This is a genomic window from Klebsiella sp. KP20-425-1 (assembly GCF_025813515.1).
Lineage (GTDB): Bacteria > Pseudomonadota > Gammaproteobacteria > Enterobacterales > Enterobacteriaceae > Klebsiella > Klebsiella pneumoniae.
The window spans coordinates 3,028,583-3,045,268 of record NZ_CP109614.1 but is presented as its reverse complement, the minus strand read 5'-3'; the positions used below and the strand labels follow the sequence as shown (position 1 = coordinate 3,045,268).

The 16,686-nt window shown below is 62.0% G+C and carries 17 protein-coding genes; 8 read left to right on the top strand and 9 right to left on the bottom strand.

Translation table 11 applies throughout. The annotated features are described in order from the left end of the window. Positions 1-35 precede the first annotated feature (35 nt). From OHJ17_RS14975 to xthA, 7 genes are all read right to left on the bottom strand, one after another. A complete protein-coding gene (locus OHJ17_RS14975; RefSeq protein ID WP_004176522.1) occupies positions 36-668 on the bottom strand; it encodes an ATP-binding cassette domain-containing protein in 633 nt (210 codons plus the stop codon). Continuing rightward, positions 668-2,203 (bottom strand): ABC transporter permease subunit, encoded by a 1,536-nt coding sequence (locus OHJ17_RS14970; protein ID WP_032432913.1) that lies wholly within the window; start codon positions 2,201-2,203, stop codon positions 668-670. Before OHJ17_RS14970 ends, OHJ17_RS14975 begins: the two co-directional genes overlap by 1 nt. Then, positions 2,176-3,354 carry an ABC transporter substrate-binding protein gene (locus OHJ17_RS14965; protein WP_004209927.1) on the bottom strand — a complete coding sequence of 393 codons (1,179 nt, stop codon included), beginning with the start codon at positions 3,352-3,354 and terminating at the stop codon, positions 2,176-2,178. The genes OHJ17_RS14970 and OHJ17_RS14965 overlap by 28 nt, the downstream gene beginning before the upstream one ends. A gap of 2 nt (positions 3,355-3,356) precedes the next feature. Then, positions 3,357-3,917 carry a carboxymuconolactone decarboxylase family protein gene (locus OHJ17_RS14960; protein WP_032432915.1) on the bottom strand — a complete coding sequence of 187 codons (561 nt, stop codon included), beginning with the start codon at positions 3,915-3,917 and terminating at the stop codon, positions 3,357-3,359. Then, positions 3,914-4,624, bottom strand: coding sequence for a TVP38/TMEM64 family protein (locus OHJ17_RS14955; protein ID WP_032432917.1), 711 nt, complete (start codon positions 4,622-4,624; stop codon positions 3,914-3,916). The genes OHJ17_RS14960 and OHJ17_RS14955 overlap by 4 nt, the downstream gene beginning before the upstream one ends. Continuing rightward, positions 4,611-5,267 (bottom strand): TVP38/TMEM64 family protein, encoded by a 657-nt coding sequence (locus OHJ17_RS14950; RefSeq protein WP_032432919.1) that lies wholly within the window; start codon positions 5,265-5,267, stop codon positions 4,611-4,613. The genes OHJ17_RS14955 and OHJ17_RS14950 overlap by 14 nt, the downstream gene beginning before the upstream one ends. 213 nt (positions 5,268-5,480) lie before the next feature. Next, complete coding sequence (xthA, locus tag OHJ17_RS14945; RefSeq protein ID WP_002901486.1) at positions 5,481-6,287, bottom strand: exodeoxyribonuclease III; 807 nt, start codon at positions 6,285-6,287, stop codon at positions 5,481-5,483. A 438-nt stretch (positions 6,288-6,725) separates the two neighbouring features. On the opposite strand from xthA, the gene OHJ17_RS14940 reads away from it, so the two are divergent. The 6 genes from OHJ17_RS14940 to spy all read left to right on the top strand — a co-directional run bounded on the left by OHJ17_RS14940 (position 6,726) and on the right by spy (position 13,578). Continuing rightward, positions 6,726-7,946: a succinylornithine/acetylornithine transaminase gene (locus tag OHJ17_RS14940; RefSeq protein WP_002901489.1), complete on the top strand. Its 1,221-nt coding sequence runs from the start codon at positions 6,726-6,728 to the stop codon at positions 7,944-7,946. After that, positions 7,943-8,977, top strand: a complete 1,035-nt coding sequence (astA, locus tag OHJ17_RS14935; RefSeq protein ID WP_002901491.1) for an arginine N-succinyltransferase — start codon at positions 7,943-7,945, stop codon at positions 8,975-8,977. The genes OHJ17_RS14940 and astA overlap by 4 nt, the downstream gene beginning before the upstream one ends. Continuing rightward, positions 8,974-10,452: a succinylglutamate-semialdehyde dehydrogenase gene (gene astD / locus OHJ17_RS14930; RefSeq protein WP_032432920.1), complete on the top strand. Its 1,479-nt coding sequence runs from the start codon at positions 8,974-8,976 to the stop codon at positions 10,450-10,452. Before astA ends, astD begins: the two co-directional genes overlap by 4 nt. Next, positions 10,449-11,774, top strand: coding sequence for an N-succinylarginine dihydrolase (astB, locus tag OHJ17_RS14925; RefSeq protein WP_032432922.1), 1,326 nt, complete (start codon positions 10,449-10,451; stop codon positions 11,772-11,774). Before astD ends, astB begins: the two co-directional genes overlap by 4 nt. Before the next feature lie 9 nt (positions 11,775-11,783). Then, positions 11,784-12,749, top strand: coding sequence for a succinylglutamate desuccinylase (gene astE / locus OHJ17_RS14920; RefSeq protein WP_004224242.1), 966 nt, complete (start codon positions 11,784-11,786; stop codon positions 12,747-12,749). A 343-nt stretch (positions 12,750-13,092) separates the two neighbouring features. Further along, entirely contained in the window at positions 13,093-13,578 is a 486-nt protein-coding gene (spy, locus tag OHJ17_RS14915) for an ATP-independent periplasmic protein-refolding chaperone Spy (protein ID WP_004217130.1), read from the top strand. Positions 13,579-13,665: 87 nt separating this feature from the next. Here the strand turns inward: spy and cho are convergent, their stop codons facing one another. After that, positions 13,666-14,529, bottom strand: coding sequence for an excinuclease Cho (gene cho / locus OHJ17_RS14910; RefSeq protein WP_032432924.1), 864 nt, complete (start codon positions 14,527-14,529; stop codon positions 13,666-13,668). A gap of 100 nt (positions 14,530-14,629) precedes the next feature. Next, positions 14,630-15,457 (bottom strand): ammonia-dependent NAD(+) synthetase, encoded by an 828-nt coding sequence (gene nadE / locus OHJ17_RS14905; RefSeq protein WP_025368232.1) that lies wholly within the window; start codon positions 15,455-15,457, stop codon positions 14,630-14,632. 282 nt (positions 15,458-15,739) lie between these two features. Between nadE and osmE the strand changes: the two genes are divergently transcribed. Beyond that, on the top strand, positions 15,740-16,078 hold the full coding sequence (gene osmE, locus OHJ17_RS14900) for an osmotically-inducible lipoprotein OsmE (RefSeq protein WP_002901544.1): 339 nt from the start codon (positions 15,740-15,742) through the stop codon (positions 16,076-16,078). Between the two features lie 278 nt (positions 16,079-16,356). Next, on the top strand, positions 16,357-16,677 hold the full coding sequence (gene chbB / locus OHJ17_RS14895) for a PTS N,N'-diacetylchitobiose transporter subunit IIB (protein WP_002901547.1): 321 nt from the start codon (positions 16,357-16,359) through the stop codon (positions 16,675-16,677). Positions 16,678-16,686 lie beyond the last annotated feature (9 nt).

Sequence of the window (16,686 nt, the reverse complement as noted above, 5' to 3'; positions counted from 1 at the left end):
CTTTGCGGTAACGCAGGTTTGCACGCTATTGTCCTTCATTGCCAGCGCTCCATCGCCAGGCAGCGCCCCGTCGGCGGGCAGTCCTCGCGATCGTGGGTCACCAGGATCGCCGGAATGGCCTGGCGGGCCAGTTCTTCAAAGACCCAGCGGCGGAACCCGGCGCGCAGGCTGGCATCCAGGCGGCTGAAGGGCTCATCAAGCAGCAATGCCTCGGGGCGCGCCAGCAGGGCGCGCAGCAGGCTCACCCGCGCCCGCTGCCCGCCGGAGAGCGTGGCCGGATCGCGCGGGGCGAAGCCCGCCAGCCCGGCGCGGCTAAGCGCTTCCTCCACCGCGGTTTTTCGCGCCTCGCCGCGCACGTTCTCCGGCAGCGCCAGCTGTAAATTTTGCCCGACGCTGAAATGGTCGAACAGTAACGGGTCCTGAAACAGAATGCCGATGCGCCGATGCTCTGTCGGCAGCGTATCGCAACGCCGTTCGTTGAGCCACAGTTCGCCTCGGGCGCGAAAATCGCCGGACAGGGCGCCAATCATCCAGGCAAACAGCGTTGATTTCCCGCTACCGGAGGGGCCCATCAGCGTCAGCACCTCCCCCGGGGCTACCGAAAAGGCGACCTCCCGCAGCAGCGGCTGGCGTCTCACGCTCAGAGTCAGATGGTTTACGGTTAGCACTAGCGAAGTCCTCGTCGATAGCGGCCTGCCAGCCAGGCCAGCAGAGCGGTCAGGGTAAAGCATACCGCCGGCAGCAGTAATTGCCACAGCGCCTGAGCGGCGAGCGTCTGCGCCTCGCCGCCGCTGCTGAGCGCCACCGCCTGGCTGGTGAGCGTCGGAATTCGGCCAGCCCCCAGCCATAGCGTTGGCAGATACTGCGCGATGCTCACTGAGAAGCCCACCGCCAGGGCGGTCAGCAGCGGGCGAGTTAGCGAAGGCAGGGTCAGCAACCAGAAAATACGCGTGGATCCCCAGCCGAGCGTGCGGGCGACAACCGTCAGCCGCGGATCGCGCTGGCGCCAGGCCGGGCGCAAAATAAACAGCATCCATGGCACCACCCACAGCAGATGGCCCCACAGGACGGTCCACCAGTCACCGTCAAGCCAGGCGTACAGCGCCAACCGGTACTGGCCGTCGGCCAGCGGCAGGGCCGGCAGGACCAGCGGTAGCCAGACCCAGCCATCGCCTCGCGCCGGGCCGCAGGCCAACCACAGCAGGCAGACAGCCGCGCCGAGGGCGCAGGCCGCCAGTGCCAGCCCAAGGCTGTTGCCGAGGGCATCCATCTGCGGCGGCGCCGAGCGCGCCAGCCCCGCCAGCAATAGCGCGCCCAGCAGACCGCTCAGCGGCAGCAGCGCCGCCAGCAGGCGGCCGGGCAGGGCATGAGGATGCGGGTGACGAACACCGCGCAGATCGGGCTGGTACTGGCGCTGTAGCCGCCATCCGCCCCAGGCGACCAGCGCCAGCCCGCCGAGGATCGCCATCAGCAGCAGGCTGGCCAGCGCCCCTTTGGCCTGCTGCAGCTCATCGCCCTGGCTTAACCATTGCCACGCCAGCACGGCGAGGGTGGGCGGATTGCCGGGCCCCAGCACCAGGGCGATGTCTACCGCCGACAGGCTCCAGGCGGTGGTGGCCAGCAGCACCATGCCGAGGGCGGGCAGCAGGGCGGGCAGCACCAGCCAACGCAGGCACTGCCAGCGGCCGTAGCCGAGGCTCTTCAGGGCGGTCGCCTGGTCGGCGAGGCGTTTCTCTCCCAGCAGGCCATAGATCACCCACAGCACAAAGGCGCTCTCTTTCAGGGCCATCGTCAGGCCAAGCCCAATGCCGTACCGGTCAACCGGCGGCGTCAGAAACGGCAGCCGCTGCCAGAGCCAGCCCCCTTCGGCGAACAGCAGCAGCGCCGCCGTCGCCAGGGCGAGATGGGGCACCGCCAGCAGCAGCGGCAGACGGGAAGCCAGCCGCCGCCAGCGGGCCGAAGGCCAGAGGGCGGCGACGATGGTCAGGGCGATCAGCAGCGCGCCGCCGACGGACAACAGCGTGGAGACGAGGGTGGCGGCCAGCGCCTGGCCCAGCTGCGGGTCGGCGAACAGCGCACGCCAGTGGGCCGGGGAGCGCGCAGCGCCCACCAGTTCCCCGGCGGCGGGGAACAGCGGCAGATAGATCGCCGCCATCGCCCCCCAGGCCAGCAGGATCAGTGTGTACCGTAGCGGCGCAGCCATTCCTGCTCCAGCGCGTCAACCCATGCCGCGTGAGGCTCAGCAAGCACCGGCGGCAGATCCTGCGGCAGGGCTGCCGCCAGCGCCTGGCGCTGGCCGTCAGGCAGACGCTGCGGATCCAGTACGCTCGGATCGCCCCAGACGGCGGCATCGGCCTTGCGCAATTGCGCCTCAGGGGAGAGCAGGAAATTGGCCACTACTTTGGCGCCAGCGACAGCGCGGGCGTTAGCCGGGATGGTAACAAAATGGACGTTGCCGAGGGTCCCCGCGGTAAAACCGAAGCTGTAGCTGTCCGTCGGTAATTCGCCGCTGGCGGCTTTCTGCCGGGCGTGCAGCGGGTTAAACGTCAGCGACAGGCGGAGGGTGCCCTGGTTGAGCATGGCGTCCATCCGCGCCGGCGACGCCGGGAAATCCTTGCCCGCCCGCCACAGAGCCGGGTGCAGCGCATCGAGATAGCGCCACAGCGGGGCGGTGACCGCCGCGAAGGTCGCCGGCTGCGGCGGCTGGCGCAGGGCGGCTGGCTGGTCGGTGAGCGCGATCAGCAGTTGCTCCAGCAGGGCGGTACCGGTGAAGTCCGGCGGCCGCGGGTAGGTTACGCTGCCCGGATGGGCTCTGGCGAAGGCCAGCAGGGCCTGCGGGCTGGTGGGCGGCTGCGGCGTTTGCCCGCGGCGGGCGATAAACGTCAGCTGGGCGCTGCCCCACGGCGACTCCGCGCCCTCGGTGGCGACAGAAAAATCTTCCCGTACCGGCTTTTGCTGATCGACATAGCGCCAGTTGGGCAGCGATTCGGCCCAGCCGGTGAGCAGCAGATCGGCCTGCTTAAGCGTGCGAAAGTTTTCGCCGTTGATCCACAGCAGATCCACTGACCCGCCCTGGCGACGACCGGCCTGCGCCTCGGTCTGGATGCGTTTCACTGCGTCGGCGGCGTCGGCGACAGGCACAATACGCAGGTCGATTGCGTAATAGCGTTTGACCTCTTCGCTGACCCACGCCAGATAGCGATTGACGGCCGGGTCGCCGCCCCAGGCGTTAAACCAGACGGTCTGTCCGCGGGCTTCCGTCTGAATCTGCCGCCAGCTGTCGTCGGCATTAACCGCCAGCGGCCAGAGCAGCAGCAGGCACAGACAGAGGCTGTAATCACGCAAACGGCGCATCGTTACTCCTTATTCTGCGAGGAAGAAGTGGGTATCTGGCACAACCCCTGAGCCGGGATCGCCATCGCGGCATTGAACCGCGCTGATAAATTTTGCAGGCCGATCAGGGCGGTCAGCTCGGTGAGCGCCCGGGCGTCAAAATGCGCGGCCATCGCGCTACGCAGGGCATCATCCACCGCCGGCGGCGTCTGGGTGGCGGCTTCGGCATAGGCCAGCGCCAGGCGCTCTTTTTCGCTGAACAGCGTACTGCTGCGCCAGTCGGCGACCGCCAGCAGCTTGTCCTGGCTACCGCTCCGCGCCGCGAGGATCATGCTGGTGATATCGATACAGAATTCGCAGTGGCACAGCTGGGCGATGCGGGCGCTGACCAGCGAGCGCAGCACCGGATCCAGCGGCGAGCGGCGGCGTTCAATATAGCCCACGAACAGCGAAACCAGGTAAAACAGCCACGGGATCCGACCCCACCAGCGAATGGGGCTCAGCACCTGGCCGTAATGCCGGCGGTGCAGCCACACCTGCGGACGAAGGATCAGGGGGACAGAATCCAGCGGGGGTAAGCTCATGGCGACGATCTCTTATGACGTTCACGGTAAATATTTTTGGCGATAGAGATGACCACCGCCAGGGCAAAAAGCAGCGAAAGCCCGGTGGCCAGCCAGAAGGTGCCCCCGGTGAGCAGACTCCCGGCCCAGGAATAAACGATAGTCGCCGGGAGCTGGCCCACGCCGGTGGCCAGCATAAAGGGCCAGAAGCGCAGCGAGGTTAGTCCGGCGGCATAGCTGACCGGGTCAAACGGGACAAACGGCAGCAGGCGGCAGACCAGGATCGTCTGCGGGCCAAAGCGGGTGAAATAGCCGTCGGCACTGCGCAGCATCGCGCGGCCGGTGAGTTTCTCCACCACTTCGCGCCCCAGCGCTCTGGCGATGCAGAAGCAGAGCCCGGCCCCGACCATAGCGCTGAACCACGACAGCGCCCCGCCCCAGAAGGCGCCGAACAGGGCGGCGTTCGCCAGGGTAATCAGGAAAGCCGGCAGCGGAGCGACGATCGCCTGGAGGATCATCAGCGCAAATGAGACCAGCGCGGCCTGCGGCCCCCAGGCGGCGATAAACCCTCTGACCTGCTGCGGATCCAGGGAGGCTAACGCCGTCAGACTCTGCTGCAGAAAGGTACGCCCGCCAGGGAACCACAGCCAGGCGGCCAGAGCGGCGGCGACCACGACGGCAAGGGCCAGCCGGGCGCGGCGCAGGTGACGGCGATCAGGTTGGGTCATGGCGCACCTCCTCACTGCACGCCGCCACGCGACGGGCGCGGGCAAACCGTTTGCCTATCTGCACCAGGGCAAACAGCAGCCCGCCGGCGAGGCTCAGTTTTAGCGCGAAGGCGAGGGTCACCCCCTCGCGGGCCAGTTCGCTGGCCATCACCGAATAGATGACCAGACCCGGCAGGGTGGTCACGGCCGAGATCAGGGCAAAGGGCCAGAAGCGGATCGCCGTCAGGCCGTAGGCGTAATTCTGAATATTGTAGGGAAAGAGCGGCACCAGGCGGGTGAGGATCAGGAAATCGCAGCCACTGCGGGCGATACCGCGCTCAATCGCCTGAAAGACGGTGGTATGGCCCACATAGCGCTGCAGCAGATCGCGCCCAAGCCAGCGGGCGATTAAAAACGACAGCGAAGAGGCGAGGGTGGCGGCGGCAAACGAGAGCAGGGAGCCTGTTAGCGGGCCGAAGAGCATCCCGCCGGCGATCACCAGCAGGCTGCCGGGGATCAGACACAGGGTGGCAATGATAAACAGCGCAGCATAGACCAGATATCCCCAGGCGCCCTGATGGCGGAGGGTGTCCTGAAGCAGATGCAGATGAGTCAGCAGATCGTGGAGACCGACGCGGTGGCTGATAACGGCCAGCGTGGCCACCAGCGCGAGAAGTCCCAGCCCTTTACCAATGGCCGGATGACGGCTTCTTTTGCATGAGAGGTGCTCCTGTACAGTCTGGACGCAGTGGACATCAAAAAGTGCGCGCGACAGTATCCTGTTCCGACGACCGTCACAATGGTTTACCGTCGCTTTGTTGATTTTGCTCAGGAAATTCTGCCCCCCGCACAGCGGGAGGCGAGAGAAGGGCGTGAATTATGGCCGGAAGGTGGCCCACACCGGCGCGTGGTCGGACGGTTTTTCCATCCCGCGGATCTCGTAATCGATCCCGGTTTCCACGCAGCGCTGCGCCAGAGGCTGGCTGGCCAGCAGCAGATCGATGCGCAGCCCACGGTTATCGTCGAAGCCTTTGGAGCGGTAATCAAACCACGAGAAATGCTCATGATTGTCGGGGTTAGCCTGACGCCAGGTATCCACCAGGCCCCAGCCCAGCAGGCGGTCCATCCATTCCCGTTCTTCCGGCAGGAAGGAACATTTGCCGGTGCGCAGCCAGCGTTTGCGGTTCTCTTCACCGATACCGATGTCCAGATCGGTAGGACTGATGTTCATATCGCCCATGATCAGCACCGGATTCTCTTTGTTGAGCTCGGTCTCCAGATAGTTCTGCAGATTCTGATAGAACGCCGCTTTGGCCGGGAATTTGGTTTCATGATCGCGGCTTTCACCCTGCGGGAAATAGCCGTTAATCACTGTGACGTTGCCGAAGGGCGACGGGATCTCCGCCATAATGATGCGGCGCTGAGCCTCTTCGCCATCGTCCGGGAAACCGCGGCGGACGGCAATCGGCGTCTCTTTGGTCAGCAGCGCGACGCCATAATGGCCTTTCTGCCCGTGATAAAAGACGTTATAGCCGAGCCTGGCAACCTCTTCGAGAGGGAACATGTCGTCGTGAACTTTGGTTTCCTGCAGGCCAATCACGTCCGGCTGGTGTTTTTCGACGATGGCGGCCAGTTGGTGTGGGCGGGCACGCAGGCCGTTGATATTAAAAGAGACGAATTTCATAGTCGCTGCCACTGTGCAAGGTGAATAGTGCAGGGATGGTAGCAGAAATTCGCCAGGCTGGCTGCCACCGGATGCGTCATTCTGCCAATCGCTGCGCATGAGCGTGCCGTGGGTGCCCCTTTTGCGGGCATGCCGCGCCAAAAAAGGGCAAATAGATACGATAAATTTCGCAGAGGATCACAATTACAGAATTATATCTTACCGTTGCATAATTTATCTTCTTTAATCACTGTTTATCCCCCTTTGTCGGATACTTATTCACTAAATATGCATTTTATGTGAATAGCGTTCAGCTGTAACTCATTGATTCTGCGTTATCTCATCCGATTTATGCATTTTTATCGCTGGCTGGCACGAACCGTGCAATCTACATTTACAGCGTAATAACTCATATTTATTAACATTATTGCTACTTTTAATTTACCGGAAGAGGTCGATATGTCTCAGTCAATTACGCGTAACCACTTTGATGAATGGATGATGCCGGTCTACGCGCCAGCGGCGTTTATTCCGGTGCGGGGCGCCGGGTCACGGCTGTGGGATCAGCAGGGCAAAGAGTATATCGATTTTGCCGGCGGTATCGCCGTGAACGCGCTGGGGCATGCCCATCCGCGTCTGGTGCAAGCCCTGACCGACCAGGCCGGCAAGTTCTGGCATACCGGCAACGGCTACACCAATGAGCCGATCCTGCGTCTGGCCAAAATGCTTATCGATGCTACCTTCGCCGACCGGGTCTTCTTCTGTAACTCCGGCGCCGAGGCCAATGAGGCAGCGCTCAAGCTGGCGCGTAAATATGCCCACGATCGCTTTGGCAGCGAGAAAAGTGGCATCGTCGCCTTTCAGAACGCTTTCCACGGGAGGACGCTGTTCACCGTCTCGGCGGGCGGTCAGCCGGCCTATTCCCGGGATTTCGCCCCGCTGCCGCCGCAGATCCAGCATGCCGTATTTAACGATCTCGAGTCGGCAAAGGCCTTAATCAATGACCAGACCTGCGCGGTGATCGTCGAGCCGGTGCAGGGCGAAGGGGGCGTGGTGCCGGCCAGCGTCGAGTTTTTACGCGGCCTGCGTCAGCTTTGCGACCAGCACAACGCCCTGCTGATTTTCGATGAAGTGCAGACCGGGGTCGGGCGCACCGGCGAGCTGTATGCCTATATGCACTACGGCGTGACGCCCGATGTGCTGACCACCGCCAAAGCGCTGGGCGGTGGTTTCCCTATCGGCGCGCTGCTGGCGACAGAGGCCTGCGCCAGCGTGATGACCGTCGGCACCCACGGCACCACCTACGGCGGTAACCCGCTGGCCGGGGCGGTGGCCGGCGAACTGCTGTCGATCGTCAACACCCCGGAAGTGCTCTCCGGCGTCAGACAGCGCCATCAGTGGTTTTGTGAACGCCTGCAGGCAATTAACGCCCGCTATGGCCTGTTCAAGGAGATCCGCGGCCTGGGACTGCTGCTCGGCTGCGTGCTAAACGACGCCTGGGCCGGGAAGGCGAAAACCCTCAGTAACCTGGCGGCGGAAGAGGGGGTGATGATTCTGATCGCCGGCGCCAACGTGGTGCGTTTCGCGCCGGCGCTGAACGTCAGTGAAGAAGAGGTGAACAGCGGGCTGGATCGCGTCGAGCGGGCCTGCGCGCGTTTCGTGGCAGGAGTCTCATCATGATGGTTATTCGACCGGTGGAGCCGGGCGATTTGCCCGGGCTGCTGAAGCTGGCAGCGGAGACCGGCGGCGGGCTGACCTCGCTGCCGGTGGATGAAGCGACCCTCGCGGCGCGGATCGCTCGCTCGCAGCAGACCTGGCGCGGCGAGCTACCGAAAAGCGAGCAGGGCTATGTCTTTGTGCTGGAGGAGAGCGAAAGCGGCGCGGTGGTGGGCATCTGCGCGATCGAGGTGGCGGTGGGGCTCAACGATCCCTGGTATAACTACCGGGTCGGCACCCAGGTCCATGCCTCGAAGGAGCTCAACGTCTATCAGGCGCTGCCGACGCTGTTTCTCAGCAACGATCATACCGGCAGCAGCGAGCTGTGTACCCTGTTCCTCGACCCGCAGTGGCGCAAAGAGGGCAATGGCTATCTGCTGTCGAAATCACGCTTCTTATTTATGGCCGCCTTTCGCGAGCGCTTCAATGAGAAGGTGGTCGCCGAGATGCGCGGGGTGATTGACGAGCAGGGCTACTCGCCGTTCTGGGAGAGCCTGGGCAAACGCTTTTTCGCCATGGAGTTTTCCCGTGCCGACTACCTGTGCGGCACCGGACAGAAGGCTTTCATTGCCGCCCTGATGCCCAAGCATCCGCTGTATATCGATTTCCTTTCCCCTGAGGCACAGGCGGTGATCGGCAAGGTTCATCCGCAGACCGCCCCGGCCCGGACGGTGCTGGAGAAAGAGGGGTTCCGCTACCTGAACTACATCGATATTTTCGACGGCGGCCCGACTCTGGAGTGCGACATCGACCGGGTGCGGGCGATCCGCAAAAGCCGTCTGGTGACCACCGAGGCCGGCGAAACCCCGCCCGGTGACTGGCCGCTGTGCCTGGTGGCGAATGAACAGTATCACCAGTTCCGCGCTCTGCTGGTGCATGCCGATCCGGATGGCGACACCCTGACCCTCAGCGCCCGCGAACTGGATATGCTGAAGTGTCATGCCGGCGACCAGGTGCGCATGGTGCGCCTGATCCCTGAGGAGAAAACTGCATGAGTCTGTGGATTAACGGCGAGTGGCGGCCCGGCCGTGGGCCAGGTTTCAGTAAACAGGATCCGGTTAACCTGAAGGTTGTCTGGCAGGGCGAGGCGGCGGATGCCGGGCAGGTTGCCGAGGCGGTGGCGGCTGCCCGCCAGGCGTTCCCGTCCTGGGCGCGGCTGCCGTTTGCCGCCCGTCAGGCGATCGTTGAAAAGTTTGCCGCTCTGCTGGAAGCCAGTAAGGCGGAGCTGACGGCGGTTATCGGCGCCGAGACCGGAAAGCCGCGCTGGGAGGCGGCCGGGGAAGTGACGGCGATGATCAACAAGGTGGCGATCTCGGTGAAGGCCTACCACGTCCGCACCGGCGAACAGCACAGCGACCTGCCCGACGGCGCCGCCACGCTGCGTCACCGGCCGCACGGCGTACTGGCGGTGTTTGGCCCCTATAACTTTCCCGGCCATCTGCCGAACGGGCACATCGTGCCGGCGCTGCTGGCGGGCAATACCGTGGTCTTTAAACCCAGCGAACTCACCCCGCGCAGCGGCGAAGCGGTGGTGAAACTATGGCAGCAGGCCGGCCTGCCCGCCGGGGTGCTCAACCTGGTGCAGGGCGGTCGGGAAACCGGCGAGGCGCTCAGCGGCCAGGCGGATATCGACGGACTGCTGTTTACCGGCAGCTCAACCACCGGTTTTCATCTGCATCGCCAGCTGGCCGGGCAGCCGCAGAAGATCCTCGCGCTGGAGATGGGCGGCAATAACCCGCTGATCGTCGACGATCCGCGGGACGTGGATGCCGCGGTGCATCTGACCATCCAGTCCGCCTTTATTACCGCTGGCCAGCGCTGCACCTGCGCCCGACGTCTGCTGGTCCGACGCGGAGAGGCGGGCGATGCCTTCCTCTCCCGGCTGGTGACGGTGAGCCAACGGCTGATCCCGGCGGCGTGGGACGCCGAGCCGCAGCCGTTTCTCGGCGGGCTTATCTCTGAACAAGCCGCGCAGAAAGTGCATCAGGCCTGGCTGCAGCGGGTCGCCGCTGGCGCGATCACCCTGCTGGAGCCGCGGTTATTGCAGGCCGGGACGTCGCTGCTAACGCCGGGGATTGTCGACATGAGCGACGTGGCCAATGTCGAGGATGAAGAGGTGTTTGGCCCGCTGCTTGGGGTCTGGCGCTACGACACTTTCGAGGAGGCGATTGCCTTAGCCAACGCTACCCGCTTCGGCCTCTCCTGTGGGTTAATCTCCCCGGAACGGGAGAAGTTTGATCGACTGCTGCTCGAGGCGCGGGCAGGGATAGTTAACTGGAACAAACCGCTGACCGGGGCGGCGAGTACCGCGCCGTTCGGCGGCACCGGGGCGTCCGGTAACCAACGTCCGGGGGCCTGGTATGCCGCCGATTATTGCGCCTGGCCGATGGCCAGCCTTGAATCGCCGACCCTGACGCTGCCCGCCAGCCTGAGCCCGGGGCTCGACTTTCTGGCCGGGGAGGCGTCATGACCGCCCGCGAAGTCAACTTTGACGGTCTGCCCGGGCTGACCCATCACTACGCCGGGCTCTCCTTTGGCAATGAGGCTTCCACCCGGCATCGCTATCGGGTGTCTAACCCGCAGCTGGCGGCCAAGCAGGGGCTGAAAAAAATGAAAGCCCTCGCCGACGCTGGCTACCCGCAGGCGGTGATCCCGCCGCACGAGCGTCCCAACGTGCCGCTTCTGCGCCAGCTGGGCTTTAGCGGCAGCGATGAGCAGGTGGTGGCCCGGGCGGCGCAGCAGGAGCCGGATCTGCTGTCGGCGGTGAGTTCGGCCTCGGCGATGTGGGTGGCGAACGCGGCGACTGTGTGTCCCTCCGCCGATTCGCTGGATGGCCTGGTGCATCTGACGGTGGCGAATCTGCAGGATAAATTCCACCGCGCCAGCGAAGCACCGACTACAGAGGCGCTGCTGCAGGCGATTTTCCCCGACCGCACGCGATTTGCTATCCACCCGGCGCTGCCCGCCTCGGCCTGGTTTGGCGACGAAGGGGCGGCGAACCATAATCGTCTCGGCGGCGAGTATGGCGCTCCCGGCGTCCAGCTCTTTGTCTATGGCCGCCGCCGGGGGAGCGAGGAGGCGCCGCGTCGCTATCCGGCGCGGCAAACCCTTGAGGCCAGCCAGGCGGTAGCGCGCCTCAATCAGGTCAATCCCCGCCAGCTGATCTTCGCCCGCCAGCATCCGGCGGCGATCGACACGGGGGTTTTTCATAACGACGTCATCGCGGTGAGCAACCGTCAGGTCCTGTTCTGCCATGAGCAGGCCTTTGCCGACCAGACCGCGCTTCTCCAGCAGCTGGCGCAGCGGGTGCCGGGTTTTACGCCGCTGGTGGTTCCCGCCAGCCGGGTCTCGGTGGCAGAGGCGGTTGCCACCTATCTGTTCAACAGCCAGCTGTTGAGCCGGGCGGATGGCAGCATGGCGCTTATCCTGCCTCAGGAAGCGCAGGAGCATGCCGGCGTCTGGGAATACCTCAATGAGCTGCTGGCCGGGGATAACCCCATCGCCGACCTGCGGGTGTTCGATCTGCGCGAGAGCATGGCCAACGGCGGCGGTCCGGCGTGCCTGCGCCTGCGGGTGGTGTTGACGGCCGAGGAGTATCAGGCGGTCAATCCGCACGTCCTGATGAACGATACGCTGTTTGCCACCCTCAATGACTGGGTGGATCGCTACTATCGCGATCGTCTCACCCAGGCCGACCTCGCCGACCCGCAGCTGCTGCGGGAAGGGTGCGACGCGCTGGATCGGTTGACCCAGATCCTGCAGCTCGGTTCGGTTTATCCATTTCAGCAATAAGGGGGCGCGGTGGAACATTTTCTGGCATTAACCCTGGCGGGGCGATTGCCCCATCACTTTCACGGCGAGACGGCCCATTTCCGCTGGCACTGGCTCGGGGAAGGGATCCTTGAGCTGACGCCGCATGCGCGCTGCGAGCGCGGGCTGGTACTTTCCTGCGCCATTCATGGCAACGAAACGGCGCCGGTGGAGATAGTCGACCAGCTGGTGCAGCGACTGGTCCGGGAGGCGCTCCCGCTGCGCTGGCGGCTGCTGGTGATCGTCGGCAACCCACCAGCGCTGCGGGCGAATAAGCGCTATCTGCACAGCGATATGAACCGCATGTTTGGCGAGCGCTGGCGGCAGTTTCCGCTCAGTGAGGAGACGCAGCGGGCGCAGCGGCTGGAGCAGGCGGTGGCCCGCTTTTATCGCGACCACGATGGCCCGCGCTGGCACCTCGATCTGCATACCGCGATCCGCGGGTCGCTACATCCGCGCTTCGGCGTGCTCCCGGCCCGCGATACGCCGTGGGAGGAGGATTTTCTTCACTGGCTGGGCGGCGCCGGGCTGGAGGCGCTGGTGTTTCATCGCCAGCCCGGCGGGACCTTCACCCACTTCAGCTGCGAACGGTTCGCGGCGCTGGCCTGCACCCTTGAGCTGGGCAAAGCGCTGCCGTTGGGGGAAAACGATCTGACGCAGTTTGCCGCCGTCCAGCGGGCGCTCTCCCGGCTGCTGGTGGGGGATCTGGCCATTGCCGACGCCCCAGCGCCGCTGCGCTACCGGGTGGTACAGCAGCTAACCCGCCATAGCGATGATTTCCGCTTGCATATGGCGGATCAGACGCTGAACTTCACCCCCTTCGAACCCGGCACGCTGCTGGCGGAGGAGGGCGAGACGCGGTATGTGGTGGGGCCTGAGACGGAGTATGTTCTGTTTCCTAACCCGACGGTGGCGAAAGGACTGCGCGCCGGCCTGATGCTGGAGAAATTATCCTGAGGGCAAGCCGTCCGCCGGGCGGCCTGCTTTATTGCGCGCGTCTTTTTTCGCCATCTTATTTTTTCGTGCCCCAGTGTAAATTTGCAGATTATTCCTGGTAAAATGCTTTGTTTTTAATCTCTCCTACTTTATACTCTCCATAATTTCTCTGCAAAACAGTAAGTTATTTATTTTTTATTGCAATTCTTCGGCTAAATTCCTTATTTTCTCCATAATTGGCGAGAAACTGTTTTTTACACTTTCATTGTTTTACTCTTGCTCTGACTAATTGACGATTAACGTCGTAAAGTTAATCTCGTCAACACGGCAACGCGCCGTAAGAATAACGTAAAGTAAGGATTGAATGATGAAGAAACTCACTGCACTGTTTGTTGCCTCTACTCTGGCTCTGGGCGCGGCTAACCTGGCACACGCCGCCGATACCACCACCGCGCCGAGCGACAGCAAGCCGATGATGATGCATCATAAAGGCGGCCCGGGTCAGCATGACATGATGTTTAAAGGCCTGAACCTGACCGATGCGCAGAAGCAGCAGATCCGCGACATCATGAAGAGCCAGCGCGAAAATATGAAACGTCCGTCCCTTGAAGAACGCCGCGCGATGCACGATCTGATCGCCAGCGACACCTTCGATAAGGCGAAGGCGGAAGCGCAGATCGATAAGATGGAAGCGCAGCATAAAGCGATGGCGCTGTCCCGCCTGGAAACGCAGAACAAGATCTACAACATTCTGACCCCAGAGCAGAAAAAACAGTTCAATGCTAATTTTGAGAAGCATCTGACAGAACGCAACGCGCCGGCAGGTAAAATGCCTGCACCTGCTGAATAATGTAGCGCACTGAATCAAGACCGCCGGTCTTGCCCAATAATGCCATCAGGCGTTGGGCAGGGCCGGCGGTTTTTTATTGGTGGCTTCTCAGCCAAGCGGATGCAGCGGATAGTCTCCGCTGAGCAAAGGCTTACAGAGGATCTTGTAACCATCCTGGTCAAATCCGGCGGGCAGACGGGTCAACTCCGCTGCCTGGTCGAGCGATTCAACGGCGCCCAGCCACAGCCAGTTATGAATGACGTGATACTGCGTCATGTCCGGGCCGCGCTCCTCCAGCGCCACGGGCCCCGCCCACGGCCAGCACACCAGCTGCAGTCTGCTCATCTGCGCCAGCAGGCGCTCTCTGTGCGCCTCCACGCTCTCCTTTCCACAGCAGGCCCCGGCGCAGCGGCCCAGCGCGGAGCGAAAGCAGGCGCGGCCGCGGCTGAGCGGTTCCAGACCAAGCAGGCCATAACAGAGGCGCTGTTCGTCAGCGAGGCTCTGCAGCATCTGCAGCGCCGCCCGCCGGTTGGCGAACAGGCCATAGAGATGCTGCTGGTGCGAGAAATCAACCTCACGAGCATAGACAATCTGCGGCCGGTCGTCCGTAAGTAGCCAGGCGCAGAGCTGCTTGTTACGCCGTAGCCGCTTGTTAAACAGCGGCTGCTGCTCTTTAATCAAGCGCGCCTCCAGCAGCAGCGCTCCCAGCTCGCCAGCGGTGCGCTGCCAGGTGATACGCCGCGACTGACGCAGCATCGCGGCCTCTTCAGGGGTGCGCAGGTGGGATAACACCCGGCTGCGGAGGTTGACGCTCTTACCGATATAGAGCGGCATCGTGTCGCTGTCGCCGTGAAACTGATAGACGCCCGGCAGCTTCGGCAGCGCCTCCAGCCACGGGCGAAGATGTTCGGGATATTCATAGATCGCCGCCGCCTCAAACTCGAGACGCGGGGCTGATTGCTTTCTGGCCACAATAACTCCTGATACTGTCTATCCATCCAGTATAGCAGGCCATTTTTGCGGCGAAAAGGACAAAAAATAACCCCGGCGCAGGCCGGGGCGGGGGGAAAGACTATTTTTTCCAGAAATCGTCAAAGACGGTGATCGGCGGCCGACGCTTGTGTTCGGTTTTCAGATACCAACCCTCGATCGTTTTGGCGATGCTCGGGTCCAGCGTTTTGCCTTCCAGATAATCGTCGATGTTCTCGTAGGTGACACCCAGGGCCACTTCATCCGGCAGGGAGGGGCGATCGTCTTCCAGGTCGGCGGTGGGCAGCTTCTTATACAGATGTTCCGGGCAGTCGAGATGGGCCAGCAGCTGTTTGCCCTGACGTTTGTTCAGGCGGAAAATTGGGTTGATGTCGGTGCCGCCGTCGCCATATTTGGTGAAAAAGCCGGTAATCGCTTCCGCCGCATGGTCGGTACCGACCACAACTCCTTTGGTCATTCCGGCGATGCTGTACTGGGCCTTCATTCGCTCACGGGCTTTTTCATTTCCGCGAACGAAGTCGCTCAGTTCGATGCCTGCTTCGCGCAGCGCCTGTTCGCTGGCCAGCACCGCAGCTTTAATATTGACTGTCAACACCCGGTCAGGCTGGATAAATGCGATGGCGTCCTGGCAGTCCTGCTCATCAGCCTGCACGCCATAGGGTAAACGGACGGCGATAAACTGCAGGCTACTGTCGCCGGTTTCGGCACGCAGTTCGTTTATCGCTATCTGGCACAGTTTTCCCGTCAGGGTGGAGTCCTGACCGCCGCTGATACCCAGCACCAGCGATTTAATAAACGGGTAGGTCTGCAGGTATGACTTCAGGAAATCGACGCTGCGGCGGATCTCGCCTGCGACATCAATCTGCGGCTTTGCGCCCAGCGCCTGAATAATCTCTTGTTGTAGCGTCATCGCGCCCTCCGAAAGTGAATCTGTTTGGCAAGCTGTTGGCTTAAAGCTACCTCTTTGCCGCTGAAACGACAAGGACCGTGGTTTTGACTGCCGGAAAAGAAGGCAATCAATGACATAGGTTTTCATTATAGATGCTGTACCGCGCATTGCGCCGCCGTCCGACGTCGGCAGATCAATCCTGTTTACGCAATAACATAACCTGACATGATTTCGCTGTTCGGCTTGAAAAATAACACTATTTATTCCAGGCTTATCGTTACACAGTAGAAAAGAGGAACCAAAATGAACAAAAGCTTAGCAGGAATACTGGGCGTCACCGTCGCGTTAACCTTACTGGCGGGCTGTACCGCTTACGATCGTACCAAAGACCAGTTTACCCAGCCGGTGGTGAAAGATGTGAAGAAAGGGATGTCGCGTCAGCAGGTGATGCAGATCGCCGGCAAACCTTCAACGGAAGTCACCATGGTCCATGCCCGCGGCACCTGCCAGACCTATATCCTCGGTCAACGAGATGGTAAAGTTGAAACCTACTTTGTGGCCCTCGACGAAACGGGTCACGTCATGAACTCCGGCTACCAGACCTGCGCCGAGTATGATACCGACCCGCGCAACGCCAGGTAAGCTTCCTACTGTTTACTGACTTCTACGTAAGCCCGACCACTGGTCGGGCTTTTTTGTGAGTAATGATGCTTATTTAATTGCGCGAATTATTTGGATGAAAATGTGAGGGTAGTCAAAACCGGAGGTCAATGAGAGACAATTCTGTTCAACAGCGAATTATCCTGGCGGCTCAGCTTGCCGTATACTCAACTCATAAACAGAATTAACCGGATGTTACCAGTCTTACCGGCTCTCAGCGGTTACTGAAGGCCCTGGTCTCACACATTGAGGAAGCGTTCATGGAAAAGAAACACATTTATCTCTTCTGCTCGGCAGGCATGTCCACGTCACTGCTGGTCTCCAAAATGCGGGCGCAGGCGGAAAAATATGAAGTCCCGGTCATTATTGAAGCCTATCCCGAAACCCTCGCGGGCGAAAAAGGGCCGGAAGCCGACGTAGTATTATTAGGGCCACAAATTGCGTATATGTTACCGGAAATTCAGCGCCTGCTGCCGAATAAACCGGTTGAAGTTATCGACTCCCTTCTCTATGGCAAAGTTGATGGTTTAGGGGTATTGAAAGCCGCCGTCGCGGCTATTAAGAAAGCTGCAGCACAATAATTTTAACTT

Excerpts from the sequence above, each read along its gene's own strand:
- OHJ17_RS14955 (WP_032432917.1), bottom strand. The coding sequence starts at position 4,624 with ATGACCCAACCTGATCGCCGTCACCTGCGCCGCGCCCGGCTGGCCCTT.
- xthA (WP_002901486.1), bottom strand. The coding sequence starts at position 6,287 with ATGAAATTCGTCTCTTTTAATATCAACGGCCTGCGTGCCCGCCCACAC.
- astB (WP_032432922.1), top strand. The coding sequence starts at position 10,449 with ATGACCGCCCGCGAAGTCAACTTTGACGGTCTGCCCGGGCTGACCCAT.
- OHJ17_RS14960 (WP_032432915.1), bottom strand. The coding sequence starts at position 3,917 with ATGAGCTTACCCCCGCTGGATTCTGTCCCCCTGATCCTTCGTCCGCAG.
- spy (WP_004217130.1), top strand. The coding sequence starts at position 13,093 with ATGATGAAGAAACTCACTGCACTGTTTGTTGCCTCTACTCTGGCTCTG.
- chbB (WP_002901547.1), top strand. The coding sequence starts at position 16,357 with ATGGAAAAGAAACACATTTATCTCTTCTGCTCGGCAGGCATGTCCACG.
- astD (WP_032432920.1), top strand. The coding sequence starts at position 8,974 with ATGAGTCTGTGGATTAACGGCGAGTGGCGGCCCGGCCGTGGGCCAGGT.
- nadE (WP_025368232.1), bottom strand. The coding sequence starts at position 15,457 with ATGACGCTACAACAAGAGATTATTCAGGCGCTGGGCGCAAAGCCGCAG.
- osmE (WP_002901544.1), top strand. The coding sequence starts at position 15,740 with ATGAACAAAAGCTTAGCAGGAATACTGGGCGTCACCGTCGCGTTAACC.
- OHJ17_RS14970 (WP_032432913.1), bottom strand. The coding sequence starts at position 2,203 with ATGGCTGCGCCGCTACGGTACACACTGATCCTGCTGGCCTGGGGGGCG.
- astA (WP_002901491.1), top strand. The coding sequence starts at position 7,943 with ATGATGGTTATTCGACCGGTGGAGCCGGGCGATTTGCCCGGGCTGCTG.
- OHJ17_RS14965 (WP_004209927.1), bottom strand. The coding sequence starts at position 3,354 with ATGCGCCGTTTGCGTGATTACAGCCTCTGTCTGTGCCTGCTGCTGCTC.
- OHJ17_RS14940 (WP_002901489.1), top strand. The coding sequence starts at position 6,726 with ATGTCTCAGTCAATTACGCGTAACCACTTTGATGAATGGATGATGCCG.